Annotated in this window: 20 protein-coding genes and 1 pseudogene; 10 read left to right on the top strand and 11 right to left on the bottom strand. The window is 44.0% G+C overall.

Annotated elements, in window-relative coordinates:
* Nucleotides 1–4: 4 nt before the first annotated feature.
* Nucleotides 5–1,006, top strand: coding sequence for a homoserine kinase (gene thrB / locus QUB52_RS05940; protein WP_332973653.1), 1,002 nt, complete (start codon nucleotides 5–7; stop codon nucleotides 1,004–1,006).
* A 231-nt stretch (nucleotides 1,007–1,237) separates the two neighbouring features.
* Here thrB and QUB52_RS05945 read toward each other — a convergent pair whose 3' ends face one another.
* The 3 genes from QUB52_RS05945 to QUB52_RS05955 form a co-directional block, all read right to left on the bottom strand.
* Nucleotides 1,238–2,620, bottom strand: coding sequence for a serine/threonine protein kinase (locus QUB52_RS05945; RefSeq protein WP_332976129.1), 1,383 nt, complete (start codon nucleotides 2,618–2,620; stop codon nucleotides 1,238–1,240).
* A gap of 85 nt (nucleotides 2,621–2,705) precedes the next feature.
* Nucleotides 2,706–4,082, bottom strand: a complete 1,377-nt coding sequence (locus QUB52_RS05950; RefSeq protein WP_332976130.1) for a serine/threonine protein kinase — start codon at nucleotides 4,080–4,082, stop codon at nucleotides 2,706–2,708.
* Between the two features lie 29 nt (nucleotides 4,083–4,111).
* Nucleotides 4,112–6,535 (bottom strand): ankyrin repeat domain-containing protein, encoded by a 2,424-nt coding sequence (locus QUB52_RS05955; RefSeq protein WP_332973649.1) that lies wholly within the window; start codon nucleotides 6,533–6,535, stop codon nucleotides 4,112–4,114.
* 630 nt (nucleotides 6,536–7,165) lie between these two features.
* On the opposite strand from QUB52_RS05955, the pseudogene QUB52_RS05960 reads away from it, so the two are divergent.
* Nucleotides 7,166–7,639: pseudogene (locus tag QUB52_RS05960) on the top strand (class 1 fructose-bisphosphatase); the annotation flags it as partial.
* A gap of 209 nt (nucleotides 7,640–7,848) precedes the next feature.
* Here the strand turns inward: QUB52_RS05960 and QUB52_RS05965 are convergent.
* Nucleotides 7,849–8,325: a TM2 domain-containing protein gene (locus QUB52_RS05965; protein WP_332969039.1), complete on the bottom strand. Its 477-nt coding sequence runs from the start codon at nucleotides 8,323–8,325 to the stop codon at nucleotides 7,849–7,851.
* 497 nt (nucleotides 8,326–8,822) lie between these two features.
* Here QUB52_RS05965 and acsF point away from each other — a divergent pair, with 497 nt between their 5' ends.
* Together acsF and QUB52_RS05975 are read left to right on the top strand one after the other, a co-directional pair.
* Nucleotides 8,823–9,896 carry a magnesium-protoporphyrin IX monomethyl ester (oxidative) cyclase gene (acsF, locus tag QUB52_RS05970; protein WP_265239667.1) on the top strand — a complete coding sequence of 358 codons (1,074 nt, stop codon included), beginning with the start codon at nucleotides 8,823–8,825 and terminating at the stop codon, nucleotides 9,894–9,896.
* Between the two features lie 330 nt (nucleotides 9,897–10,226).
* Nucleotides 10,227–11,741: a dolichyl-phosphate-mannose--protein mannosyltransferase gene (locus QUB52_RS05975; protein ID WP_332973648.1), complete on the top strand. Its 1,515-nt coding sequence runs from the start codon at nucleotides 10,227–10,229 to the stop codon at nucleotides 11,739–11,741.
* A gap of 273 nt (nucleotides 11,742–12,014) precedes the next feature.
* Here QUB52_RS05975 and trmB read toward each other — a convergent pair whose 3' ends face one another.
* The 3 genes from trmB to csaB all read right to left on the bottom strand — a co-directional run bounded on the left by trmB (nucleotide 12,015) and on the right by csaB (nucleotide 14,641).
* Nucleotides 12,015–12,665, bottom strand: coding sequence for a tRNA (guanosine(46)-N7)-methyltransferase TrmB (gene trmB, locus QUB52_RS05980; protein WP_332973647.1), 651 nt, complete (start codon nucleotides 12,663–12,665; stop codon nucleotides 12,015–12,017).
* Between the two features lie 121 nt (nucleotides 12,666–12,786).
* Nucleotides 12,787–13,581 (bottom strand): Uma2 family endonuclease, encoded by a 795-nt coding sequence (locus QUB52_RS05985; protein WP_332973646.1) that lies wholly within the window; start codon nucleotides 13,579–13,581, stop codon nucleotides 12,787–12,789.
* A 16-nt stretch (nucleotides 13,582–13,597) separates the two neighbouring features.
* Nucleotides 13,598–14,641 carry a polysaccharide pyruvyl transferase CsaB gene (csaB, locus tag QUB52_RS05990; RefSeq protein WP_332973645.1) on the bottom strand — a complete coding sequence of 348 codons (1,044 nt, stop codon included), beginning with the start codon at nucleotides 14,639–14,641 and terminating at the stop codon, nucleotides 13,598–13,600.
* Between the two features lie 169 nt (nucleotides 14,642–14,810).
* On the opposite strand from csaB, the gene QUB52_RS05995 reads away from it, so the two are divergent.
* The 3 genes from QUB52_RS05995 to QUB52_RS06005 all read left to right on the top strand — a co-directional run bounded on the left by QUB52_RS05995 (nucleotide 14,811) and on the right by QUB52_RS06005 (nucleotide 19,697).
* Nucleotides 14,811–15,125 (top strand): DUF2499 domain-containing protein, encoded by a 315-nt coding sequence (locus QUB52_RS05995; RefSeq protein WP_332973644.1) that lies wholly within the window; start codon nucleotides 14,811–14,813, stop codon nucleotides 15,123–15,125.
* Between the two features lie 16 nt (nucleotides 15,126–15,141).
* On the top strand, nucleotides 15,142–15,561 hold the full coding sequence (locus tag QUB52_RS06000; RefSeq protein ID WP_332973643.1) for a lysozyme inhibitor LprI family protein: 420 nt from the start codon (nucleotides 15,142–15,144) through the stop codon (nucleotides 15,559–15,561).
* A 233-nt stretch (nucleotides 15,562–15,794) separates the two neighbouring features.
* Nucleotides 15,795–19,697 (top strand): DNA polymerase III subunit alpha, encoded by a 3,903-nt coding sequence (locus QUB52_RS06005; protein WP_332973642.1) that lies wholly within the window; start codon nucleotides 15,795–15,797, stop codon nucleotides 19,695–19,697.
* Nucleotides 19,698–19,806: 109 nt separating this feature from the next.
* Here QUB52_RS06005 and QUB52_RS06010 read toward each other — a convergent pair whose 3' ends face one another.
* Both QUB52_RS06010 and QUB52_RS06015 read right to left on the bottom strand, forming a co-directional pair.
* On the bottom strand, nucleotides 19,807–20,145 hold the full coding sequence (locus QUB52_RS06010) for a DUF3593 domain-containing protein (protein WP_265239621.1): 339 nt from the start codon (nucleotides 20,143–20,145) through the stop codon (nucleotides 19,807–19,809).
* A gap of 287 nt (nucleotides 20,146–20,432) precedes the next feature.
* Nucleotides 20,433–21,089: an ATP-binding protein gene (locus QUB52_RS06015; protein WP_265239622.1), complete on the bottom strand. Its 657-nt coding sequence runs from the start codon at nucleotides 21,087–21,089 to the stop codon at nucleotides 20,433–20,435.
* Between the two features lie 169 nt (nucleotides 21,090–21,258).
* On the opposite strand from QUB52_RS06015, the gene QUB52_RS06020 reads away from it, so the two are divergent.
* Entirely contained in the window at nucleotides 21,259–21,474 is a 216-nt protein-coding gene (locus tag QUB52_RS06020) for a hypothetical protein (protein WP_332969031.1), read from the top strand.
* A 273-nt stretch (nucleotides 21,475–21,747) separates the two neighbouring features.
* Entirely contained in the window at nucleotides 21,748–22,491 is a 744-nt protein-coding gene (locus QUB52_RS06025) for a pentapeptide repeat-containing protein (RefSeq protein ID WP_265239624.1), read from the top strand.
* Nucleotides 22,492–22,681: 190 nt separating this feature from the next.
* Here the strand turns inward: QUB52_RS06025 and QUB52_RS06030 are convergent, their stop codons facing one another.
* Together QUB52_RS06030 and gatA are read right to left on the bottom strand one after the other, a co-directional pair.
* Nucleotides 22,682–23,656, bottom strand: a complete 975-nt coding sequence (locus QUB52_RS06030; protein WP_265239625.1) for an alpha/beta hydrolase — start codon at nucleotides 23,654–23,656, stop codon at nucleotides 22,682–22,684.
* Nucleotides 23,657–23,780: 124 nt separating this feature from the next.
* Entirely contained in the window at nucleotides 23,781–25,241 is a 1,461-nt protein-coding gene (gene gatA / locus QUB52_RS06035; protein WP_332973665.1) for an Asp-tRNA(Asn)/Glu-tRNA(Gln) amidotransferase subunit GatA, read from the bottom strand.
* 218 nt (nucleotides 25,242–25,459) lie between these two features.
* Between gatA and QUB52_RS06040 the strand changes: the two genes are divergently transcribed.
* Nucleotides 25,460–25,915, top strand: coding sequence for a helix-turn-helix domain-containing protein (locus tag QUB52_RS06040; RefSeq protein ID WP_332969029.1), 456 nt, complete (start codon nucleotides 25,460–25,462; stop codon nucleotides 25,913–25,915).
* Nucleotides 25,916–26,270 lie beyond the last annotated feature (355 nt).

Genomic DNA, 26,270 nt, shown 5'->3' on the forward strand with positions numbered 1-26,270 from the left:
AAAAATGCCCGTAACCTCCACCCTCACCGTCACCGTACCCGCCACCACCGCCAACCTCGGCCCCGGATTTGACTGCATCGGCGCCGCTTTAAGCCTCTACAATCATTTCCAATTCTCCCTCCTCGAACCGTCAGCAACCGAGAAATTGAAAATTACCGTTACAGGCCCGGAAGCGACTAAAGTCAAGACAGACGACAGCAATCTCGCTTACCAAGCCTTTGTCAAGTTATACCAACACCTCCACCAATCGCCGCCACCAGTCACAATCCATATAGATATGGAAGTGCCGCTGGCTAGAGGTTTAGGAAGTTCCGCTACAGCTATTGTCGGCGGGTTGGTGGCGGCGAATTGTTTAGCCGGTAAGCCTTTGAGTCAGGAAGATGTGATGCAGTTGGCGATCGAACTTGAAGGACATCCCGACAACGTTGTCCCCGCTTTGTTGGGAGGTTGTCGCCTCGCAGCTAGCAATGCACCCCCCCAACCCCCCCTTAGCAAGGGGGGGCTAAGAGCAGAATCCCCTCTTACACCCCCCCTTAGCAAGGGGGGGGTTTCCTGGGAGATTTGCGATATTCCCTGGCATCCTGATATTGTGCCGGTGGTGGCCATTCCCGACTTTGAACTTTCTACCGCCGAAGCGCGCAAGGTTTTGCCCAACGATTACAGTAAGGCTGACGCGATTTTCAATGCAGCACACCTCGGTTTGTTGGTGCGGGCTTTGGAAACGGGTAATGAAAACTGGTTGCGCTGCGCCCTGCAAGACAAAATTCACCAACCTTACCGGCAATCGCTGATTCAGGGATATGAAGCGGTGCAACAAGCTGCTGTCGCTGCTGGCGCTTGCGGTACGGTAATTAGCGGTGCCGGGCCGACGATTTTGGCTTTGACAAATTCAGCATCTGCGCGGGCTGTTGAAGAAGCAATGGCGGCTGCTTGGATGGAATTTGGGGTGAAGGCTGATGTAAGGGCTATTTCTCCCGATACTCAAGGAGCACAAATCTCGGCTTAATTATTGGTAAGGTGGGTAGCCAAAATGGTAATTGTGCAATCTTTCAGTCATCAAAAACCTGGTTTTTCGGCCCCACGCACTCCGACAAAGAAACCGGGTTTTTTACCAAGTGTGCGGGTAACAACGAAGTATCTCGGAAAGAACCCGGTTTCTGAACCCACTCGATTGTAGCGACAATAGCAGATGGCTACCACACCGAATGCGATCGAACCACCTTCAGTATCGAATAATTTACTTTAGTTTACTTAAAAAATCGTTCAATTCCCCTACCAACCATTTTTTCTCAGCTTGCGGCAAAAATAAGCCCAAAAAATAGTGACGCGACTTGGCGCGAATTCGGCAAAAACTAATCGATTTTTTGAGCAATGGCAGATGAATTTTGCTCAATTTTACCCGCTGGATATCTTGAGGGATAATTTGAATTTGTCTGCTCAACAAATAACAATAAATCAAACACAAACACATCAAACCATAAAATACGATTAATATTATTAGAGCTTGGACAGAGCTAAATACAAATAGATTAAATAAGTTAGGTACCCAGTAGGCTAAAGTGTATTTAAAAAAGCTGAACGCGCCCACTGGTAAGGCTATGGAATTTATTATGGCGTAGAAAGGTTGAAGGATCAAAAAGCTGGGAAGTAAAACTTTACAAGTCCGATCGATAAAGTGCAAAAACCTTTTGAGTTTGCTAGGTAAATGAGTGGGGTGTATATGAATGAACAACCGCCGTTTAGCATCAATTAAAGTAATTCGGGATTGGGGCGATCGCTTAAACATTTTGTCTGGATTAATCCCGCTTGGCTTGTTCTCTCGCAGTGCTGATAAAGCATCTTTTGCTGAGTGAAATCTATCTTCAATTTCGGGTTCAACTATCTTCTCTAACCAGTCGGCAAACTCTGTAGAAATAGAGACGATATCGCGGAATTGTACCTTCAGCTTTTTTCTGGGTAAATCTGATGGAAATTTCTGGGTTAACAAGAAAAGCAGTGTTGTGCCTAATCCATACAAATCTGTTGATAATACAGCTTTTCCTCGGAATTGTTCTGGTGCCATGTAACCGTAGGTTCCCACAACGGTACTGCCTCCAGTAACAGTATGATGGTAAGTATTTTGAACTGCGCCAAAATCAACTAAAAAGACTCGCCCATTTTTTTGGATAATAATATTTTGAGGTTTAATATCTCGGTGGATAGTAGCAGGTAACAGCGATTGCAGATAAGCCAGAATTTCTAGCAATTGATGGGCGATATGACGAACTTGCGCTTCATTTGGTTTCCAGCCATTTTCTATCAACTGTGCGAGAGATTTTCCCGGTGCGAGTTGTTGGGCGATATAAAAACAACGATCTTGGGAAGTATCAACTTGAAAGTAGTCAATGTAGCGAGGAATTCCCGGATGATTCAATCCCGATAAAGTTTTTGCTTCTCGTTCAAATAACTCGACTTTCTTCCATTCAGTTGTCAGACGCAGGGACAAAGCTTTGAGTGCAACTTTTTGATTGCTTTTTAAATCTACAGCAGCATAGGTGATTCCAACTCCACCCTGTCCTAATTTGCCGAGAATGCGATATCTTTCAGCAATAATTTTTTCCGATTGTTGAATAATTTCCATATTTTTGTGCCTGGGTTGATTTTGGATGATTAGTGGGTTCGCTACCACACCGAATGCGATCGAACCACCTTCACTATCGAATGATTTACTTGAGTTTACTTAAAACATCGTTCAATTCCCCTACCAACCATTCTTTCTCAGCTTGTGGCAAAAATAAGCCAAAACAATAGTTACGCGACTTGGTGCGAATCCGGCAAAAACTAATCGATTTTTTGAGCAATGGCAGATGAATTCCACTCAACTTTACCCGCTGGATATCTTGAGGACTGATTTGAATTGGTCTAGTGAATAGACGATAAGCAATCCTACACAAGCACCTACATAACCACATCAAAGCATAAAATATGGTAAATGTTGTTATAGATTGGATTGATATAATAAAAAATTGCTGAAATAATTTATTTACCCAGTCGGCTACAGCGTATTTAAACAAGGGATAGCCTATGTTCTGTAGGCCTATAAAAAATCCCAGAATCAAAGAGATGGGAAGTAAAACTTTATAACTCAGATGAATGAACTGGAAAAACCATTTGATTTTGCTAGGTAAACGATTGGGGTGTATCTTGATGAATAACCATTGTTTAGCGTCAATTAAAGTAATTCGAGATTTGGGCGATCGCTTAAACATTTTGTCGGGATTAATCCCGCTTGGCTGTTTCCCTCGAAATGCTAATAAAGCATCTTTTGCTGAGTGAAACCTATCTTCAACTGCGGGTTCAACTATCTTCTCTAACCAGTCGGCAAACTCTGTCGAAATAGAGACCAGATGTCGGAATTTTACCTTCAGCTTGTGTCTGGGTAAATCCGATGGAAATTTCTGGGTTAACAGGAAAAGTAGTGTTGTGCCTAATCCATACAAATCTGTTGATAATACAGCTTTTCCTCGGAATTGTTCTGGTGCCATGTAACCGTAGGCTCCGACAACGGTACTGCCTCCAGTAACAGTATGATGGTAAGTATTTTGAACTGCGCCAAAATCCACTAGGAAGACTCGCCCATTTTTTTGGATAATAATATTTTGAGGTTTAATATCTCGGTGGATAGTAGCAGGTAACATCGATTGCAGATAAGCTAGAATTGCTAGCAATTGATAGGCGATATGACGAACTTGCGCTTCATTTGGTTTCCAGCCATTTTCTATCAACTGTGCGAGAGATTTTCCCGGTGCGAGTTGTTGGGCGATATAAAAACAACGATCTTGGGAAGTATCAACTTGAAAGTAGTCAATGTAGCGAGGAATTCCCGGATGATTCAATCCCGATAAAGTTTTTGCTTCTCGTTCAAATAACTCGACTTTCTTCCATTCAGTTGTCAGACGCAGGGACAAAGCTTTGAGTGCAACTTTTTGATTGCTTTTTAAATCTACAGCAGCATAGGTGATTCCAACTCCACCCTGTCCTAATTTGCCGAGAATGCGATATCTTTCAGCAATGATTTTTTCCGATTTTTGTAGTGTTTCCATATTTTTGTGAGCAGGTTAATTTTGGATAATTAGTAGGTTGCACCCCAATCTCTAAGTATTTCTGCTGCTGCTTGTCGGTGGGGAGTCGAGTTGGTTTCTGCTACATTTAGCGGCGTGTAGCCTGAGAAGTTTCTAGCGTCAATTGTGGCACCTTTAACAATCAGCAATAGTAAAATTTCTAAATTCCCATAATGTGCGGCTTGGTGCAGTGGAGTTGTGTCATATCTATCTCTGTTATTAACATCTGTGCCGTTTTTAATTAGTAGTGCAGCAATATCATTGTGTCCGATCGATATCGCTTGATACAACGGAGTTTGACCGTTCGCATTTCTAGTGTTAACCCTTGCACCATTAGCAACTAGCAGTTCAGTGATATCTTGAGATCCTTGAGCAACAGCAAGATGCAGGGGAGTTTGACCCAAGTTATTTTTGGCATTAACGAATGCACCTTTGGCAATGAGTTGTTTTGCTACATCCTTAAGTTTGAAACTGACAGCGATATGCAGTAAAGTTCGGCCATCGTCATCTTCACTATTAACATCTGGGTGTTTACTAATCAGCAGTGCTACTGTATCCTGAAGTTTCAGGTCTACGGCGATGTCCAGTGGAGTTTTTCTGTGAGTTTTTCTGTGAGTTTCGTATGACGGAGTATTTCCATTATTTTTAACATTAATTTTTGCGCCATTAGCAATCAAAAAAGAGGCGATTTCTGGGCGTTTATCTTGAACAGCTCGGTGTAATGGAGTATTGTCAAATTCGTCCCTAGCGTTGATATCCAGCATGAGCCATGCAGCAACTTCTTTGGTGGCTGCATAGTGCAGTGGAGTTCTTTTTTTACTATCCCTGATAACAATATTCATGCCGTTGTTAATTAGCTGTTGTACCAACTCCTTAAAGCCTATTTTTGCTGCGTTATGTAATAAAGTTGTACCCTTGCCATTTCGGGCATTTTCTTCTTTAATGTTAATTTTTGCGCCTGCAGCGAGTAGTATTTGTGCGATCGCCTTCGATCGCGCTATATGTAGAGGAGTTATGCCATTTTTGTTTTTGGCATTGACGTTTGCGCCTTTAGCAATCAGCAACTTGGCCATTTCAGGCGATCGGGCATAGAACAGAGGAGTTGTACCCATACTATTGCCAGGTAAAGACCCTCGCAATCTATAAGTCCATATAGACTTCGATATATCCCAATCAACATGAGGTTCACTCTGGGCGTTAATATCTACACCTTTAGCAATTAGCGTCTGTGCCACTTCTATGCGATCGTATCCAGCAGCAAAGTGTAACGGGGTAAAGCCAAATGTATCCTGAGCTTTGACATCTGCACCCTGGGCAATTAACAATTCTGCCACCTCTTTTGAGCCAGCAAAGTGTAGTAAATTAAGATTTTCTATCCTGGTATTGGCACTAATACCAAGATCAAGATAATGCCTAACAGTTTTAGTATCTCCCTGTTTAACAGCCTGGAAAACTGCATCGGGGGTAAATCCAATCCGGTTGAGGATGGGATATTTAAAGTGATTGAAAACAGCAACAGTAGTAACAGCAGCAACAGCAGCAATTCCTATTTTCAGGCGTTTTTTCCATTGCCTCGCTCGATTGGATTTAACGCTAAGTATTCGAGGATTGCGAAGCAATTCAAGCGCTTCTTTTGCCGATTGAAAGCGGTTTTCTAAATCTGACGCTATCATTTTTTCTAACCAATCGGCAAATGCTGAAGAAATCTGAATTTGAAAGCGAAAATCTATCTCTAGTATATTTGTTGGTAATTCGGCGGGGGAACGGTGGGTTAGTAAATACAACAACGTCGCTCCTAAACCATATAAATCTGTTGCAGGTACGGCTTGTCCAAGAAATTGTTCTGGAGCCATATAACCATAGGTTCCAACTACGGTACTTCCTCGCATTAAAGTATTGTAATAAGTGTTTTGCACTGCTCCAAAATCTACTAAGCAGACTGCCAAATCTTTTTGTTTATGGGAATTGATGGGCGATTTGAATACAATGTTCTCTGGTTTAATATCCCGGTGGATCACAGGTGGTGTCTGTGAATGGAGATAAACTAAAATCTCCAAAATTTGTGCGGCAATGCGTTGAATTTCGGATTCGCTAGCGTGCCAGCCATTTTCCACTAAACTTGCTAGAGATTGCCCTTGTGCCAGTTCTTGTACTATATAAAAACAACGGTTATCGGGAGTATCGACATAAAAATAATCCAAATAACGCGGAATTCCCGGATGATTCAATTTTGATAAAACATTGGCTTCTCGTTCAAATAGTTCCAGGACTTTCCAGTCATTCATCTTCTGTAAAGACAAAGCTTTGAGTGCAACTCGCTGGTGTGTTTTGAGGTCAATGGCTTCATAAGTTGTGCTACTACCGCCTTCTCCGAGGAGATTTTTAATCTGATAGTGTTTGACTAAGTTATGGGGAATTTGTTGAACAATATCCATAGCATTATCCTGAGTTGATGAGTACCAACAAACATTTTTTATTTGGGTTTTTACAACCCAAGTTTTGAGAAAATATTCAATAAAAATTGAGCGTTTGAGTAAAATTCAAACAATTCAATAGAAAAGTCAATGAATGACTATGTATATGTGCTTAAATTTCAATGACCGTATTCCTACGGATAGCTTACCCAGAATTTTAGAGTGTCATATCACCTTTAGCAAAAATTTGCGGTTGACAGATTTTGCCGTAGTCAATTCCAATAAGCACTTGTAACAGAGCGGGTTAGATCGTAATTTCAGGCTTTGAGTTGTCAATTATTAATCTTATTTGACTATCTCGAATCGCAAACAGGACGATCGCTTTTGTGCAAGCGCCCTCTCGGCCCTCTGCGCCCTCTGCGTTAAATAAAAAATTAGGCATCGGGAATACACGCAGCAGACCAAACAATCGATCGCACTCCTCAATTTTCGATGGGATCTAAAATTCACATAAAGTTCCATCCCCGATCGCAAAACCCTTCCTAAAATAGAAGATAGGGACGATCGACCTAAAAGCCGATCGAGGGGCAAACGCCAAGCACCTGAAAATCCCCAACTAGCGAGCCGCAAGACAGGGAGAACATCAAAATCATGGTAAACGCGCCAACAGGGGAAACCCGTCTGGGCCCGACCGAGCAGGTGCAAGCCTTAGACCGCGATTGCACAACCCTATCCCGTCACGTACTCCAGCAACTCCACAGCTTTTCAGCAGATGCTCAGGATCTCAGCGCTCTGATGAATCGCATCGGGTTGGCTGCTAAGCTGATCGCGCGCCGACTTAGAGCCGGGTTAATGGCAGATGCTTTAGGGTTTACAGGGGCTGTGAACGTGCAGGGAGAATCCGTCAAAAAGATGGATATCTATGCTAATGAAGTGTTTATCTCGGTATTCCAGCAAAGCGGACTTGTCTGCCGCTTGGCTTCCGAGGAAATGGAAAAACCCTACTACATTCCCGAAAATTGTCCGATCGGACGCTACAGTCTGCTCTACGACCCCATAGATGGTTCTTCCAATCTTGACATCAATCTTGATGTCGGCTCAATATTCAGCATCCGCAAGCAAGAGCTACGGTGTGCACACAAGTCTAGTTGGAAATCAAATGACGGAAAAAAACGGAAGTTTATTTTTTTAATCCTTGATTTTCCGTTAATTATTATCAATAAGGTAAAACTATTGATAAATAAATCGATCGTCTAAAAACTTTGCCTACTCAGGATTGTGTCAGACAGAGCCAAGTTTTTAGGACTTGTGTGTACACCGTAGATCTCTACTGGTTAAAGTTCGTGAAAGTAATACATCACAACGCCAGTTACTGGATCGTTCTCGATACTGAGATAACCCGTTTTGAGCATTGCTGTGAAAGCCTCTTCCACTTCGGCAAAAGTAGCGCCCGTTGCCATCACCCCTTGGGTTACAGATAATCTGCCATTCTTGGTATAAGCTGCCTTCAGGAGTTTAATCCCTAACTGTTCGGGGGTTTGCTTGGGGTATGTCGAGGCGATCGCCCCGCCGATCGGAGATAGCGGTATACCTTGGGGAGATACGCCGAGTTTGCCCCTGAGACTAGCATTGTGTTCGTCCACCATGTTCGGTAGCAGCAGCAAGTCAAACAATTGCCCGAACCCAAACAAGCCAAAGGTACACAGCCACAGCAAACCCGTGCCAATCTTGCCGTTATAGAGACGGTGGAGTCCGAAGGGGCCGAAAAAACAAGCAGCCCATAACAGGTAACTAACACCTAAATTGCTCATTTTATGACCGTCCTGTCTGGTTATTCTAAGAATTGGAGTCCCTTTATACATTTTGTACTTTCTATCTGGTGTTTGAACAGTTTGACACCAGCAGATCTTTGTGCATTGTCCGAAGTTATTGGTTATTTAAGCTGTTGTGCATTTAAATTGTATATTTCGACGATCGATCAAAAATCTTCTCCCCTCTCCCCCTCTCCCTCTCTCCCCCTCAATCACCATACACAATTGGGATGCAAAACAGCTTACTACCAATGCCCCATGCCCCATGCCCCATGCCCGTAAGTAATTGTGCGTAGCAATTCTTAACGCCAGCAAAATATTTTCAGGGTCGAAAACTTGGTACACTGGAGGGCGTGGAATATTTCAGCAGCTTTGAGTTGGATGCCACACAAAGCGCAAAAGTGCGCCGCACAGCGCTGGTAGGAGATAAAAGGGCGATCGCCCCTTCCGATACCTCAAACGAGCGAGCAATTATAAGCAAAAAATCCAATAAAAATATGGTAGATTCCCTCAAAAAACCAGCTTTTGCAGAACAGCAAGAAGCGAAAACCCCAGCCAAAGAAACTATTCTCACGCCGAGATTTTACACAACAGACTTTGACGAGATGGCCAAAATGGACATCTCCATCAACGAAGCCGAACTCGAAGCAATCATCAAAGAGTTCCGCGTTGACTACAACAAAACCCACTTCGTGCGCGATGCCGAGTTCGATCAATCTTGGGAACACATCGACGGCGAAAAGCGCAAGTTATTCATTGAATTCCTCGAACGCTCTTGCACCGCTGAGTTTTCTGGCTTCTTGCTCTACAAAGAATTAGCACGCAAGCTCAAAGACAAAAATCCGGTACTCGCCGAAGGTTTCTTGCTGATGTCCCGCGATGAAGCGCGACACGCCGGATTCCTCAACAAAGCGCTGTCGGACTTTGGTTTGTCCCTGGATTTGGGTTTCTTGACAAAGAGCCGCAGTTACACATTCTTTAAGCCGAAGTTTATTTTCTACGCCACTTACTTATCCGAAAAAATCGGTTATTGGCGCTACATCACGATTTATCAGCACTTGAAAGCGCATCCTGAAGACCAGATTTATCCGATTTTCCGATTCTTTGAAAATTGGTGCCAGGATGAAAACCGCCACGGAGATTTCTTTGATGCGGTGATGAGAGCTCAGCCTCAAATGCTGAACGATTGGCGCGCTAAGCTTTGGTGCCGTTTCTTCTTGCTGTCGGTATTCGCGACAATGTATCTCAATGATATCCAGCGCGGTGGTTTTTATCGATCGCTCGGACTCGATGCTCGCGAATACGACATTGAAGTGATCAAAAAAACCAACGAAACCGCAGGTCGCGTCTTCCCCGTGATGCTAGACGTGAACAATCCAGAATTTTATGAACGGCTGGATATTTGCCTCAAAAACAATCAGCAATTGACCGCAATTGTCGCTTCTGAAACTCCGAAATTCTTGCAATTGTTCCAAAAATTGCCTCTGTATTTGTCCAACGGCTGGCAGTTGGTGAAACTGTACTTCATGAAGACGATCGAATCGCCTTCTGTTGAAGGTGCAGTCCGTTAAGTTTTGATTTTTCATCCTCTGTTACGGCGGTTCTGCGGAAGTAGAGCCGCTTTTTTTTGGTATGATGTTAGGTTGGTTTTCGTGAAAGGGCGATCGGGTTTCAAATTCAATTGAGGAACTTTATGAAGAAGTTAACTGTGAGATGAAAAGTGAGTAATACGAGTACCGGAAGACGCAACTCTTTTGAACTAGAAGATATTCAAAGGCAATGGAGAGAATGGCAGTAGAAAAGTAAAAAAATATTTTTAGCAAGTTGGTAATTTTTACGCTATTCTCAACTCAGTATTTTAAAATTCAGGCTCTCAAATCTACGATATTCCGGTGCACTTTATGCAAGCGAACAAAAAACAATCCCACAAATCAATTGTGATTTTTTATCTAGGAATGCTCGGCATTTTCCTTGTGTCCTTAACTCTGCGCTTTTGGGAACTGGAGCGATTTAACACTTTCGTATTTGACGAGGTTTATTACGCCAAATTTGCCAACGATTATCTCACCAGAACTCCTTTTTTCAACGCTCACCCGCCGCTTAGTCAATACATAATTGCGATCGGGATTGCGATCGGCACTCATCTGCCTTTCGGGAAAACCGCCGTCAACAGCCTAGCAGGCTCAATTCTTTCACCTTGGGACTACCGCTGGATTAATGCTCTCACAGGTTCCTTTATCCCGCTAGTTGTCGGAGCCTTCGCCTATCAGCTCCTTCGCCGCCGCACCTTTGCTTTTCTTGCTGCTTTATTTATCGCCTGCGACGGTTTATTTTTAGTTGAATCTCGCTACGCACTCAATAACATTTATCTAGTTTTATTCGGAATACTTGGTCAATTATTTATTCTTAAAACCGTAGAAGCTGAAGGCAAAAAGCGCTTGCTTTGGCTAGTATTAGCTGGGATAGGATTAGGTGCATCTGCTGCTATCAAATGGAACGGATTGTGGTTTTTGTTGGGGGCTTATCTCATTTTAATCTGCGCTTGGGCCGTGCGTTTAATTCAGGCAAAGAGAGGAAATGAAGAACCAATCCGCGAGGTGAATTCTGCTCTCCTTCCGCCCGAAAGTCCAGTACAAAAATTGACTGAGCTAACTTTTGTTGAAGTATGCTGGAGTCTAGCTGTAATTCCTCTTTTAGTTTACAGCATCTGCTGGATTCCTCACCTGCATCTCAATCCAACTCCCAATTTCTGGCAGATGCAAACGGAAATTTTGACTTATCATGAACGCATTAAAAGTGGCCCTAGCGTGCATCCTTACTGTTCCACGTGGTACAGTTGGCCTTTGATGCTCCGCCCCATAGTGTACTTCTACAAAACTGCTAGCAATAATGCAAAACCCGATCCGGTTTTGCCACCTTTACCCAGCGGTGCAACTGAGACAATTTTTGACGTTCACGCGATGGGAAATCCTTTCCTTTGGTGGTTTTCTACTTTAGCTTTAATATTAGTAGCAGGAGTTTTAATTCACCGGATTGTGGTGTGGTTCCAAACGCGCCAAGTGGCTTCTGTTGAAAGCATAGAACAGCAGCAGCCGATTTTGTTTCCGCCGACGGCCCAAATGTGGATGTTGTTATATTTGATAGTTAATTGGGCTGCTAATTTGCTGCCTTGGATGAAGGTGAGTCGCTGCGTATTTTTGTATCATTATATGGGCTGTTCTGTGTTTGGAGCCTTAGCACTTGCTTGGTGGGTTGACAGGTGGCTGCACAGCCCTCAAACTCGACTCCGAGGGATGGGGGTAACAATTAGTTTTCTGATTTTGGGTGCTTTTATTTTCTGGATGCCTATCTATTTGGGACTGCCTTTGTCGCAAATGGAATGGAAAATTAGAATGTGGCTGCCGTCTTGGGTTTAGGTGAAAATATTAGCGATAAATTATGTTGGAAATACTGCCCAAAGATTCAGCCGAAAATGATTTTATATTACAATAAGGTTCACTTAAAACCGAGATTCCCTTAAAAAGGGTGGAACAAGAAAGCTTTGAAATTCCACCTTTTTAAGGGAAATTTAGGAGTTTTCTAAGCACAAGGAGTCTTAAATGAACCGTATTGTTTTATATTAGACATTTCTAATAATTCTTGTAGACGGGCATAGATCCTGCTCGCTTACTGTCTTTTCTATCCCATGTTTATGACATTAAAATCCTGGGTTTATGATATAATGCGCGATAAACTGGTTCCCCGCGTTTTTGAGTAGCAATTTCTCTTTCCGTAGCAACGGGCATGGGATTTTCTGCAAGCCATTCCCCGCCATTTTGACGCTGAAAACTGGGATGAGATGAAAAGCGATCGCACATTTCGACTTCTACTTCCTCAATATCCGATTGAATAAACACTTCACCGCCAACAGCCAGATAAGTAGCCAACTCGCTGACTAATTCCTGCTGCACTACCCGCCGTTTGTGGTGCTTTTTCTTGAACCACGGATCGGGAAATTGAATGCTAACTCGCTGCAAAATACCAGCGGGCAAAGTTTCTAAAATTGGTTTCAGGGAACTATTCGCATTGCAAAACAAATAGTGCAAATTTGTCAAACCTTTTTCATCGCGCCACAGATTAGCCTCATCTACCAGAGGTTCTCGAATTTCTAATCCGAGAAAATTCCAATCTGTTTGGATTTGCGCCATATGCCACAAAAACCTTCCTCTGCCGCAGCCGATATCTAAATGTAGTGGTAAATTTAAATTAGCATAGATTTTAGTCCAATCCGGCGCAGTGGCGGATGTTCTATATCTCATGGATAGGGGATTTACGTGTTCCCGAACTCTAACTCTTCCCAATTTTGATGTCTCCTGAATATAATTTTTAATCGCTGATGTCGGCGGATTAACGCGGATTAACGCAGATGAATTGAGAAATAAAAAATCGCAGTGTTATGATTTTTTATTTCTAATTATTGTATCAAGCTTCTGGTTCAATCCCTGCTGCTCTTAATTGTGCGGCTAATCTTTGCGATCGTTCTCGTTCTTGTTCAGCTTCTTGTTGAACAAGGGCTATTTCTTGTTGAACAAGAGCCATTTCTTGTTGAACAAGGGCTATTTCTTGCCTTTCCCTTTCCACCATCTCTGCTCCCCACAATAACATCTGTCCGCTCTCATCCCACCAGCGCAACCAATATCCGGTTCTTTCGGCTTTTGTTCCCAGCCAAACACCCAGAAATAACCCAACTCCAGCGATCCAATAACAACCATTTGCATCGGGTTGTTGTGCCTGATACCTTTCTCCTGAATCCAACTGATATATTTCTAAAAATCCTGTCCCAGGTTCAAAAATTGCATAGATTGGAGCTCGCAATACTTGTTCGTAAAAAAACCATTTTCCCGGTGGATAAGTTCTTTTATTAGAATATTCATCATTGGCAGTAGCCGACACAAATTCCATCACTATATCTGGAATTTCTCCTTCTAAATTAGGAGTATAACTACGGCGAATTTCTTGATTAGGAAATGGCTGTACGTTGCGGGCATAAAACCAGTCTGGAGCTTTGACAACTAGCTGGTTGTTTAATGTCGCGCAGATCGCCATATTGGGGGCAATTAGTATTCCTGCTACTATGAATCCTGCAATTTCTAATATTTCTCGCAAGGCCGCAGCTAGGAGAGGTTGGTCAATATTTTCCACAGGTTCCTCGTCTAAAATGAAGTCGGCGGGCAATTTTTGCCAGGTAATTTTTAAGTCGGTTGTACTGACTGTCATGGTATTTTACCTCTTACTAGGATTGTTGGAGTGCGGTTTGCAATACTTCCCGATGGAAGAGCGATCGCCCTACTATAAATTTTATCCTTTCCTGCGATAATGCGTCGCCGTTGGCGTAGTGTTCGATCCAGGTTTTGCTGATTAAATAAGGATCTTCGGGCAATTCTGATAATAAGTACCCCGGCATTTCTAACTCGTCCATCAATTGACTAACTTTGGGATCGTAGCTGAGAGCAAAGCAGCGGCATTCTTCCGAAGCTGCCATAATTAAACTATGGTAGCGCATCCCGATCGCCATTTCGACTCCCCGGAATAGTCCTTTCAATTTTCTCGGATCGTCTAAACTAAGTATCTCACTTCGTTTCGGCAGGGCTTCGTACAAATGCTTCGCAATTTCTAAGTCGCGAGATGCTTGAAAAGGTATCAGTAAAATTAAGGCTCTAGTTGCTTTTTGAAAGTCAACTAAAGCTTGAGTTAAAATTGACAATCTGGCCGGAGTTAACGTAGGATGGGAACGCAAACAAACTGCAACTCTGGGCGCAGGTAAATCCCATAAACCGGAGACGGGGGAATTCTCTAAAGCCCACACGGGATCGGGCGCTAAAGTGAACGGAATTTGCCAATCTGCAAGTAAGGTAGCTGAGCCTTTATCCCGCACGCTGACGGCGGTGCATCCAGCAAAACACCGCTGAGATAATTTGCGGGTAATCTCTCGATTTAAAGGCCCAATTCCCTGGGCCCAAGCAACTGTTTTTAAGCCCATTTGTTGCGCTAGTCCCATTAAACCCCCATAATAGAAAGGGCTGATCATGCTGGTAGCGTCTTGGATTAAACTGCCGCCTCCCCAGATTAGCGCGTCGGCGCTGCGGAGTGCTTCGAGGACTTGAAACGCATTCATACGATCGCGCGCAGCTACCCCGTACCGCTGATTTGTCTCGACAGGATTGCCGGACAGGACGATCGGCGTCACCCCATCTGGTAACATTTGCAGTAGCGATGCCAACAGCGCCTCGTCGCCACCGTTGCCTTTACCGTAATAGCCGCACAAAATTGCTCGCATTTCTACTCTTGGTTTATAATGGGGAATCTAAGTATTACAATATCTAATTGTTGCGGTCGATTCGTAAAATATTTTAACAGTTAACAGTCAACAGTTAACAGTCAACAGCCTTAAACAAATAAATACATATTTTATCTTCCCCGTTCTCTGTTATTTTAGAATACAAAAAATGCACGCTTTGTCAATTCCTACCTGGATTATTCATATCTCTAGCGTCGTCGAGTGGATTGCAGCCATCTGGTTAATTTGGACTTACGGCGAAGTCACTCAAAACCGAGCTTGGTGGGCCCTTTCCGCCGGAATGCTCCCCGCCCTAGTCAGCGCCATGTGTGCTTGCACTTGGCACTATTTTGACAACTCCCCAGCCCTAGAATGGATCGTTACCCTGCAAGCGGCGATGACTCTCATCGGCAATTTTACTCTGTGGGCGGCGGCTTGGTGGATTTGGCGATCGGCTCAACCACCAGAAAAAATTCAAGATTAAAAGAGGTGTCAAGTCAATGAAAAATAGCACTTTTTGGGCAACATTTACAACAAGTTCACTTTTGCTAGCCGCCGGATTTTTGCTTCCCAGCGAAGCCAGCAACAACCGACTGCAAATCGCCCAACAGCCAAACTGTAAAAGCCCTCAAACCACGGTTGATATGACTTTATGTTCGACTCAGGAGTTTAAAGCAGCAGACACCAAACTCAATCAATTATATCAGCAAATTCTACCAAAAATCAACAGCAAACAAAAGCAGAGATTGACTACGGCACAGCGTACTTGGGTGAAATTTAGAGATGAAACTTGTGATTATTCAGCAGGACATTTTGAAGGCGGTACTTTGGCTCCTTCTGTCTACATTTCTTGCAAAGCAAAAGTTACACAACAGCGCGTTAAAGATTTGGAAGGTTATTTGGAACAAGCAAGTTTGTAAGCAAATCAACAGAATTAGTTATTAGATTACCGACTTCTTCTGTGAGATGTTGTATCTGTGACAAAAATCGGGTTTCTGACCTAAAATATAGCATCAAAGCCTATATCTGTCGTTCAAAAAACCCGTTTTTGTACGTTGCCGGTGCTGTAAAATAAAAAATCAATTTATCTTTTTAAACGGCAATAGTGTACAATCTAAAGTCTAAAAACTAAAAGCTAAAATCTCAAATCGCCATGTCCTTCGTTGGTTTGCACATTCACAGCGATTACAGCCTCCTAGATGGCGCTTCTCAGCTACAGCAGCTCGCCGAACGGGCGGTGGAATTGGGGATGCCCGCGATCGCCCTTACAGACCACGGAGTGATGTATGGTGCGATCGAACTCATCAAAGTTTGCCGAAATAAAAATATCAAGCCCATAATTGGCAACGAAATGTACGTCGTCAACGGCGACATCGAAGTCAAAGTTAGAGGTAGAAGAAAATACCATCAAGTTGTCTTAGCCAAAAATACCCAAGGCTATAAAAACCTCGTCAAACTCACCACAATTTCCCACTTAAAGGGAATGCCAGAACGAGGTATTTTTGCCCGCCCCTGCATCAACAAAGACCTACTAAAACAATACTCCGAAGGTTTAATTGTTACCAGCGCTTGTTTGGGTGGCGAAGTTCCCCAAATGATTCTGCAAAACAAGCTAGATGAAGCCCGCGAAGTTGCCAAATGGTATAAAGAAGTATTTGGGGATGACTACTATATAGAAATTCAAGACCACGGTTCCCAAGAAGACCGCATGGTGAATGTAGAAATAGTCCAAATTGCCCGCGAATTTAACATTAAAATAATTGCCACTAACGATTCTCACTATATTTCTTGCAACGACGTAGAAGCCCACGATGCTTTGCTTTGCATCAACACCAACAAACTGATTGAAGAAGACAAGCGGATGCGCTACAGCGGTACTGAATATCTTAAGTCCGCTGACGAGATGGCGCAACTGTTTCGAGACCATTTGGACGACGAAACCATCAAAGAGGCGATCGAAACTACCCTAGAAGTAGCAAACAAAGTATCAAGATACGAGCTAACAGGAGAAGCACGAATTCCCACAATTCCAATTCCCCCAGAACATACCGCCGATACCTATGTAGAAGAAATATCTTGGCTAGGACTATTAGAACGCCTCAAAAGCCGCACCAGAAACGAAATCCCCCCAGTCTACAAACAAAGACTAGAATATGAGCTAAAAATGATTCAGCAGATGGGTTTCTCTGAATATTTTTTAGTGGTTTGGGACTACATGAAATATGCTAGAGACAACAATATTCCCGTCGGGCCAGGACGTGGTTCTGCGGCAGGTTCTTTAGTTGCTTACGTCCTCAACATTACCAACATAGACCCCGTACACCACGGATTGCTGTTCGAGAGATTTCTCAATCCCGAACGTAAATCTATGCCAGATATCGATAGCGATTTTTGCATAGAAAGACGCGACGATATGATTAAATATGTCACGGAAAAATATGGTACAGACCGCGTAGCACAAATTATTACTTTCAACAGAATGACATCAAAAGCTGTCTTGAAAGATGTTGCCAGAGTTTTAGGTATTCCCTACAAAAAAGCCGACGAAATGGCAAAAATGATTCCCGTGTCGCGGGGGAAACCGGAAAAACTCAAAGTTATGATTTCCAATGGAACACCGGCACAGGAATTTAAAGACAACTACGAAAATACAATTTGTATCAATGCAGAAACTGGTACCGAAGTTCCAGTGCGTCAGTGGATTGACATGGCAATTCGCATTGAAGGAACTAACAAAACCTATGGCGTTCATGCCGCGGGTGTGGTGATTTCTTCCCAGCCATTGGATGAAATTGTACCATTGCAAAAGAATGACAATGGTGCCGTGATCACCCAATATTTCATGGAAGATTTGGAATTTTTGGGGTTGCTGAAGATGGATTTTCTGGGACTTAAAAATTTAACAACTCTCCAAAAAACAGTCGAGTATGTTAAGCAAACGCAAGATATAACTATCGATTCCGAAGCTTTACCTTCTGATATAGAACGCAGAGCTCAAGAGACATTTACTAGGAACAACAAGTTGCCCGGTGATGTAGCAAAAACTTATCAACTATTAGAAAAAGGAGATTTGGAAGGTATTTTTCAGCTAGAATCTTCTGGGATGCTGGATGTAGTAAAAAAAATTAAACCTTCCTGTCTGGATGATATTTCTTCTATTCTGGCGCTTTATCGTCCCGGCCCGCTGGATGCTGGTTTGATTCCACAATTCATCGATCGCAAACACGGTAGAGAAGTGGTTAAATATGACCATCCGCTGTTAGAACCAATTTTAAAAGAGACCTATGGAACGCTTTGTTTCCAAGAGCAAATTATGCGGATGGCTCAAGATTTGGCGGGCTATTCTTTAGGTCAAGCTGACTTGCTGCGTCGTGCAATGGGCAAGAAGAAGGCTGATGAAATGCAGAAGCAAAAGGAAACATTTATTGATGGGGCAACTAAGAATGGTGTCACTCAAAGAATTGCCGAAGAGTTGTTCGGGCAAATGCTACAATTCGCAGAATATTGTTTTAATAAATCCCATTCAATGGCCTATGCCTATATCACTTATCAAACTGCTTATTTAAAGGCCAATTTTCCTGTAGAATACATGGCTGCACTGCTGACTGCTAACAGAGGCGACCAGGAGAAGGTACAGAGATATATTGCTAATTGTCTCAAGCTGAAGATTGACGTTGAGCCACCTGATATTAATGGCTCTGAACTTACTTTTACGCCGCTTCCTATAGAGATGACAAAGGCCGAAAAACATAAAATTTTGTTTGGAATTTCGGCGGTTAAAAATGTGGGTGAGGGGGCTATTGAAAATATTTTGGAGGCACGCAAAGAAGGGGGTAATTTTAAGTCGCTGCCGGATTTGTGCGATCGCGTAAATCTACATTCTGTCAACCGCCGCGCCCTAGAAGCCTTGATTCAGTGTGGTGCTTTTGACAAAATCGATCCCAACCGCCAGCAATTGGTAAACGACCTCGAAGGGGTGATGAAATGGGCCCAAGACCGCAAGAAAGATCGAGAAAGTGGTCAAGGTAATCTGTTTGACTTGTTAGGTGGGAATAGCTTTGACAAGTCGGTGAATAAATTTGAGTCTGCACCAAAATCAAAGACTGTCAAAAATTTTGATACACAGGAAAAATTGCGTTTAGAAAAAGAATTGCTTGGTTTTTATGTATCAGAACATCCCCTGAAGTTTTTGCTGCAATCTAATCAAGATCCAGATGTTGTGACTCTGGCACAGTTAGCCGATAAAAAGGGTAAAGTATCGGTTATTGTCATGCTCAATGCTATCAAACTGGTAGTGACGAAAAAAGGCGACGCGATGGCAATTTTGCAATTAGAAGATTTGACACATCAAATCAAAGCTGTTGTGTTTCCCAAGGCTTACGAACAACTCAAACCTTACATTGTAGAAAATGCGATTTTGCTAATTGGTGGGAAAATAGAGAAAGATGGCGAGGAAATTCAGATAATTGTAGATACTGCAAAGCCTGTAGAAAAACCAGAGGTTACAGAGGAAATTGAGGTAGCCCAACCGGAAATACAAAATTCTTGGGCGGCGCCATCCCAAACACAAAATTCTTGGGCGGCGCAACCGGAAAGACAAAATTATTTGGCGGCGGAACCTGTCAACTTTGCCCGATCGACAAAACCAGTGCAAGTTCTAGAAATGGTCATTGTCAAGCTTACACCGCCGCAGGTGCAAGATACGAAAAATCTCAATTCCCTCAAAGCTATTTTGCAAGAACTTTCCAATCGTGGAGAGGATGCTAGCGTTTCTGTCGGGGGAATCGTTGTCGGTGAATATTCCTGTCAACCGCTTCGCATCAACCGTCAGTTGTGGGTACAAGATGGCGAGGGCGCTGTTAGCCGTCTCAAGTCGGCGGGATTTGATGCTTGGGTTTTCCCTCTCGACAGTCGCGGGGATGCTGCAATATTTCGAGAAGTGCGATCGCAACTTAACATACATTCTTGGGCCAGTCGTTTACTTGACGCAGATGTCGATCGCATTTCCCAGTATCTCAACTATCTCGCCCAACTAAACAAACGCCCGCCAAACTAAGCCGACGTGCATCTAATTTTCAAAATCATCTTTCTTTTAATCTCTTGTGGGGTGGGCTTCGACGCCGCCCCAAAAATTAAATTCCAATACCACAACAGCTTAACTACCGCTATTCTCCCGCGTCTACAACACAATCTTGATCCTCACCACTATTTTGTGAAGATTCTTTAGCCTTAATCACCGCTTCCCGAAAACCTAAAACTACTAAAATATTGGCAAGTGTCAAAAATAGTTCCGCAGAACCGTGCAGCCAATCGACATTTGCTAGAGACTCATTGTAGACAACTTTTGCGTAAATTGCGGCAGGAATAGTCACAGCCACAAAAACCAAAGTGCCGTAAAATCCCATCAAAGCTAAACGGGGTGTTTTTCCAGATTTAGTCAAAAACCAGAGAAATCCCAAGTAGGGAAATAGGGATAGCACAAATAAACTTTCTTTGGAAATCATTAGTAATTGGTGAGCGACCAGATATCATGATAAATTAAAAAAACAAAAATTAATGTGAATAATTTTTAAGCTTTTACTTTGAATTTTTTATGTCTAATTTGACAAATTAACCCATTTTTATCGAACCGCTAGAGACTCACCCAAGTCCATAGCTTTTAACTTCCTCCGCAGCAGGTCGCTAGTCTTAAAAAAACCTAACCCACGCGGAGACACAACCCGTAACTTTTCCTCTAACACCGTTGTTAGCATAACACATTTTCAACTGCTCCAGTCTGTCAATTATTCCTCTACCCAGCTATCAGAAACTGAGACATTTCCAAAGTTATCTGTCTGCTGGGAGGCATCAAGCAAGGCTCGCTCAAAACCTCTAAATCTAAGCCGGGTTTTCTATCTGCTGCGATAATTTCCTTGAGCTTAGCATCAAAATCAAAACGCGGACCACAATCCCAAACTTTGAGTTCCAAGCGTCCGTTCAATACCGTAATTTTCAGTTGAATAGGAGTTTCTACTGGCAGATTTGTGTGAGCGTGGCGAACAGCATTAGTGAAACCTTCCGCTAAAGCTAACTGAAACTGGAACCAAACCTCATTGGAAATCGATAAATCTTGCAACTGCTCAAACCAGTCCAAAACTTTAGTTAAAGAATTCATATCCGTGTTAACTTGCAAGCTGATCTGTTTAACAGAACTTTCATTCAGTTCTTCTTCCTGCTCAATGTCATCTTGCCAATCCCACTTATTTTTTAACAAATTCATTAACCCATCTAAAGGGGTAGCCTTTTTTGTTTGTTTGGAGCAATTGCGACCTTCTACTTTGTAAATTTTGCTCACAGACAAACAATTTCGACCATCGGGAGTCCGGGTGTAACTCAGCGCGTCTGCAATCTGCCACATGAGTTTGATCCCTCTGCCGCCTTCTGCTAGTTCGTCTATGCTGTTCAACATTTGTTTTCCCTGTCTAAAAGTATTAGTTGTTACCACATTTAACACCCGCCGAGCAAAGCTGTAGTCTTTTATACGTGCTTACTCAGTATTATTTTGGCGATCGCACCACAATCTTATCTTTTTTATAGAAGGCATCGCATCAGCAATATGTCTTAAGAGTCTAAGCCAATTGGCTTATTTATCGATCGCCTGTACGGAGAACGATCGCCCTCCGCAGCAAAATCCAACTACATCGGGTACAAATTACCGAGCCACTGCCGGAGCCAGCCATTTACCCCAGCAGTCAAAAGCTCGAAAATACAAGGCATTCAGCGCCTGCAAACGGCGACTCGCCCATCGCCTGCAAAACTGCTTTGAGGTGTTTGCTCTCATCCTAAAGGTGTAAGTAATATCCGCAAATGCGATCGCCGACAAATCTTACACCGTCGAGGCGTATCAATGCACTAGACTAGGACTTGCGCCAACAACCCGGTTTCTGCTAAAAATATTGGGTTTGACAGCGAAGAATTAACAAGAAAACCAGGTTTTTAGCCCCTGCGTAAGTCCAGTCTGTTATGTTCGAGGGAGAGAAGGGGAGAAGGGGAGAAGGAGAGAGGGGGAGGATGTCAAAAGTACGGAATAAGTAATTGAAATATACAATTTAAATGCGCAACACCTTATGACCAAAATTAAACTGACAATTCTGGCCGCAGCGATACTGCTACTCCCATTTTGCGCAGCAGTTCCCTTACCAGCCCAAAATATGTCTCTACTCAGGCGGCTGATAGCAACAAGAGAATGTCCCGGATGCGACTTATTTGGGGCTTCCTTGAGCGGTGCAGATTTGTTTGGGGCTTCGTTGAGCCGCGCCACTCTCAGCAGGGCCGACTTAGTTGATGCCGACTTGACGGCGGCGGATTTAATGGAAGCTAATTTAAACAACGCCAACATGAAAAATGCCTTTTTGGCCTACGCCGACCTCAGCAAAGCCGACATGAGCAGGGCCGACATCAGGGGAGCCAACTTAGAAAATGCCAACCTCAGCGAGAGTTCTCTGATCGACGCATCCCTTCAGTTGGCTAACTTAAAATGTAGTAATTTGAGAGCAGCGAAACTAAGTCGAACAGACCTGAGAAATGCCGATTTTACTGGTGCAAATCTCATCGGTGCAGATATCAAAGAAGCTGATTTAAGCGGTGCAAATTTCAGCGGTGCAGACCTCAGAGGGGCAGATTTGAGCGATGCGAGATTGAACAAAGCTAATCTTACAGATGCTAATTTATGCGGCGCCCGGATGCCGAACCGCAAAATATCTCGGCGAGGTTGTGAAGTTAACAAACAACAACCGATTAGCTCGAACAATTACTGCAATTATTGCCGTCCCATCAAGGACTGGTGGCTGAATGTTTTAAGGTTCAATTAAGCGGTACGATCGCGATAACTTCCTTTTTGCTTCTGGGCGATCACTAGCGAACCCAGAAACCGGGTTTCTTCGCAGATTTCTCGTTACCCAAACCAAAACTCGTGGAAACCCGGTTTCTCGCCCCCATGCGTCATTAACTACTACAAACTCAACTCAGAAGCCCGGTTTCTTGCTATACAACTGCTTTTCTCTACTTGGAAGTACCTAGAAATTTGCTCACTACCCGCAGATATTCTACACCGCCGATTTGTGCCGAATTATTGTGTCCTCCATCAGGAACCATGTAAAGCTGTTTGGGCTCTGGTGCTGCATCAAACAGTTTTTTGCTCATTTGGGCTGGAACTACACTGTCAGCAGTCCCGTGAATAAATAGCACGGGCATTTGTAGCCGATCGACCTTTGATAGAGAATCAAACCGCTGCGTCAGCAAATAATTTATCGGAAACACCCTAAATAGCGGTTTTTGGAAATCCACCATTGCCAGTACCGAAGTAAAAGAACCCTCCACAATTAACCCCGCGGCCTCCGGGTGGCGCACTGCCAGATCGATCGCAATTGCCCCTCCCAAAGAATGACCATAGATATAAATTTGATTTGGGTGAATCCCGCGCTGTTTCACCAAATAATCCCAAGCCTGTTCAACATCCTCATAAACCCTAGATTCACTGGGAAAATCGCCCTGGCTTTTTCCGTAACCGCGATAATCGATCAGAAACACCGACAAACCTAAGCGATGAAATCTATTAGCGTGTTCGACATTTGCTCCCACATTTGAACCATTACCGTGCAGGTACAAAACTACCCGCCCTAACTTCTCCTTGTTAAGTGGAGAAACCGGAATTGCCTCTTTTGATTCTCCCAAACTCAAAGGAACCGAAACTGCTTCTCTGACTTCGCCCCGAAATTTGCCGGGTTTTTCCGAGGCAGGAATCCACCACCCGTGCACACTTTCCACCGCCCCTGTTTTAGCTGGAATTGGCAGCCAAACATCTTGATATTTCAACTGAAAATCATCTGGCGTAGTTGCGATCGCCCGCGCCGGAAAAAAGATAAACTTACCTTGCGCTGCCAATAGAAATAGACAAGCACCAGAATAAGCGATCGCCAAAACCATCCCAAAAGTTATTAGCGGTTTAGACAAAAGAAATACCAAAAACTTGTTCATAGAAAATAGGCACGGGGGGAAATTAGATATCGCTTAAAAGCTAACGGTCGTAAATGATTAATTTAGACCATTAGCCAAGATCTATTACTAACTTCCGTCGCCCCGTTCCGCCGACTTTCAAAAATTAATCCAATTTCGGGCGATGCAAGTGCCAATTGGTAGACTGTTCGTAAGCATGAGCCACTTGAAACAACCGAGATTCTTGCAAAACATTACCAATCAGTTGTATGCCCACTGGCAGTCCTTGATCATCAAATCCGCAGGGCAAACTCAAAGCTGGCAAACCAGCAAGATTCACCGGAATAGTCATCAAATCTGACAAATACATACTCAGGGGGTCGTTAAATTTTTCGCCTGCCTTAAAAGCCGTAGTCGGAGCAGTGGGACAGACCAAAACATCAACTTGAGAAAAAGCCTTTTCAAAGTCTTCTTTAATCAAAGTCCGAACTTTTTGAGCTTTGAGATAATAGGCGTCGTAATATCCAGCCGACAACACATAAGTGCCGATCGCAATCCGGCGTTTAACTTCCGCACCGAACCCTTGAGAGCGAGTTTTGGCATACATATCCAACAGATTATCGGGATCGGGCGATCGGAAACCATACTTGACTCCATCATATCTCGCCAAATTCGCCGAAGCTTCCGAGGGAGCAATAATGTAGTAAGTGGGCAAACCGTAGCGGAACCGGGGACAAGAAATGACTTGAATTTCTGCTCCCAATTGTTGAAATTGTTCGATCGCCTTAGTCACAGCATCTTTAACACCAGAGTCCAACCCGACGCCAAAAGTTTCTTTAATTACACCAATTCTAATCTGACCCTTCGGTCGCAAACTGGGTCTCAAAGCTTGAGCGTAGTCAGGAATTGGGACATTCAGACTCGTGGAATCTCTCGGATCATAACCCGCGACGGCCCCCAACAAAATCGCCGCATCCTCAACAGTCCGGCCAAAGGGCCCGATTTGATCGAGAGAAGAAGCATAGGCCACCAGACCGTAGCGAGAAACCAACCCATAGGTCGGTTTCATCCCCACCAAGCCACAAAAAGCAGCAGGTTGGCGGATCGAACCCCCAGTATCCGAACCCAAGCTCACGACGCATTCTCCGCCAGCTACCGCCGCGGCAGAACCGCCAGAAGATCCTCCGGGCACGCGCTCCAAGTCCCAAGGATTGGCGGTAACTTGGTACGCAGAAGTTTCCGTCGAGCTCCCCATTGCAAACTCGTCCATATTCGCCTTGCCCAGAATCACGGCACCGGCTGCTTTGAGTTTGGAGACGACGGTTGCATCGTAGGGAGGCACAAAATTTTCTAAAATCCGAGATCCACAGGTTGTGGGAATGCCCTCGGTGCACATATTGTCCTTAACGGCGATCGGGATACCGGCCAACAGCCCAATTTCCTCGCCTGCTGCAATTTGGGCATCCACTTTGTGGGCCTGCGCCAATGCGCTATCTGCTGTCACGCACAGAAAGCTTTTCAATTTCGGCTCTAGCTGGGTAATTCGGTCTAATGTTTCTTGAGTAATTTCCACAGCAGAGCGTTCTTTCTTGACCAGTTGTCGGTGCAACTCGCGGATGGATGCCATGCTCGTACCTTTATCAATTCTACTTTCAGCCACTTAGCCAATATAGCTGGCAATTGCACCCACTTACAGCCCTTCTTGATCTGCGTCTATCTGCGTGCATCTGCGGTAAAAAAAAGCTAAGTATTTGCCCCAACGATCCCCAAGAACACAATTTCATCCGGAATTATCCCCAAAACCAAAGATATATGGTAAGAAGTTCCCGATGCCCCGTTGGAAGAATGCCACCTAAAGCTCACCTAGAATCTCACCTGACGGCAGAGGAACTCAAACTTCGCTACCGGCAGGCACAAAACACCACAGAGTCGCGCCGCTGGCACTTGCTACTCTTAGTTTCTCGAAATTGGACTATCAAACAATCAGCCCAAGTCGTAGGTATCAACTACGACTACGCCAAAGAAATTGTCCAGCGCTACAACCGAGAAGGGCCTAACTCTGTGAGAAACCGCAGCGGAGACCGCCAGCCCCCTCCTGCAAAATCCTTGCTGAGTCCAGAACAGCAAGAAGAACTGCGACAAGCGCTGCAAGGCTCTGCCCCCGATGGCGGAGACTGGACAGGCCCCAAAGTAGCTCTCTGGATTGCCGAAAAGACTGGTAGCGCTCATGTCTGGCCCCAACGTGGCTGGGATTACCTCAAGCGGTTGGGTGTTGACTGGCGGCGGCGACGCAGAAAGTAGATAGTTCGCAATATTTTAGAGGGAGTCGATCGCACTCCTCGCGATCGACCCCCTTTATTTTGGCAGAAGTCATTGGGCATTAGTCATTGGGCATTGGCCAAACAGGGCATTGGGCGAAGCGAAGCGGAGGGATTGGCCAAACAGGGCATTGGCCAAACAGGGCATTGGCCAAACAGGGCATTGGGCATTCGTCAAAATAACAGGTGCGTCACTCGATCGATTGTCGCTCTTTGTTGAGAATTTTCGATGTATCCGCACCCTACGGCTCAAATCCCAAATCCCAAATCCCAAATCCCAAATCTTAAATCGAGAATCTCAAATCTTAAATGGTTTGACTCTTGTAACAATAGCTGCT

Origin of the sequence: Microcoleus sp. A6-C6 (assembly GCF_036705955.1) — a bacterium.
In the GTDB taxonomy this organism is placed as follows: domain Bacteria; phylum Cyanobacteriota; class Cyanobacteriia; order Cyanobacteriales; family Microcoleaceae; genus Microcoleus.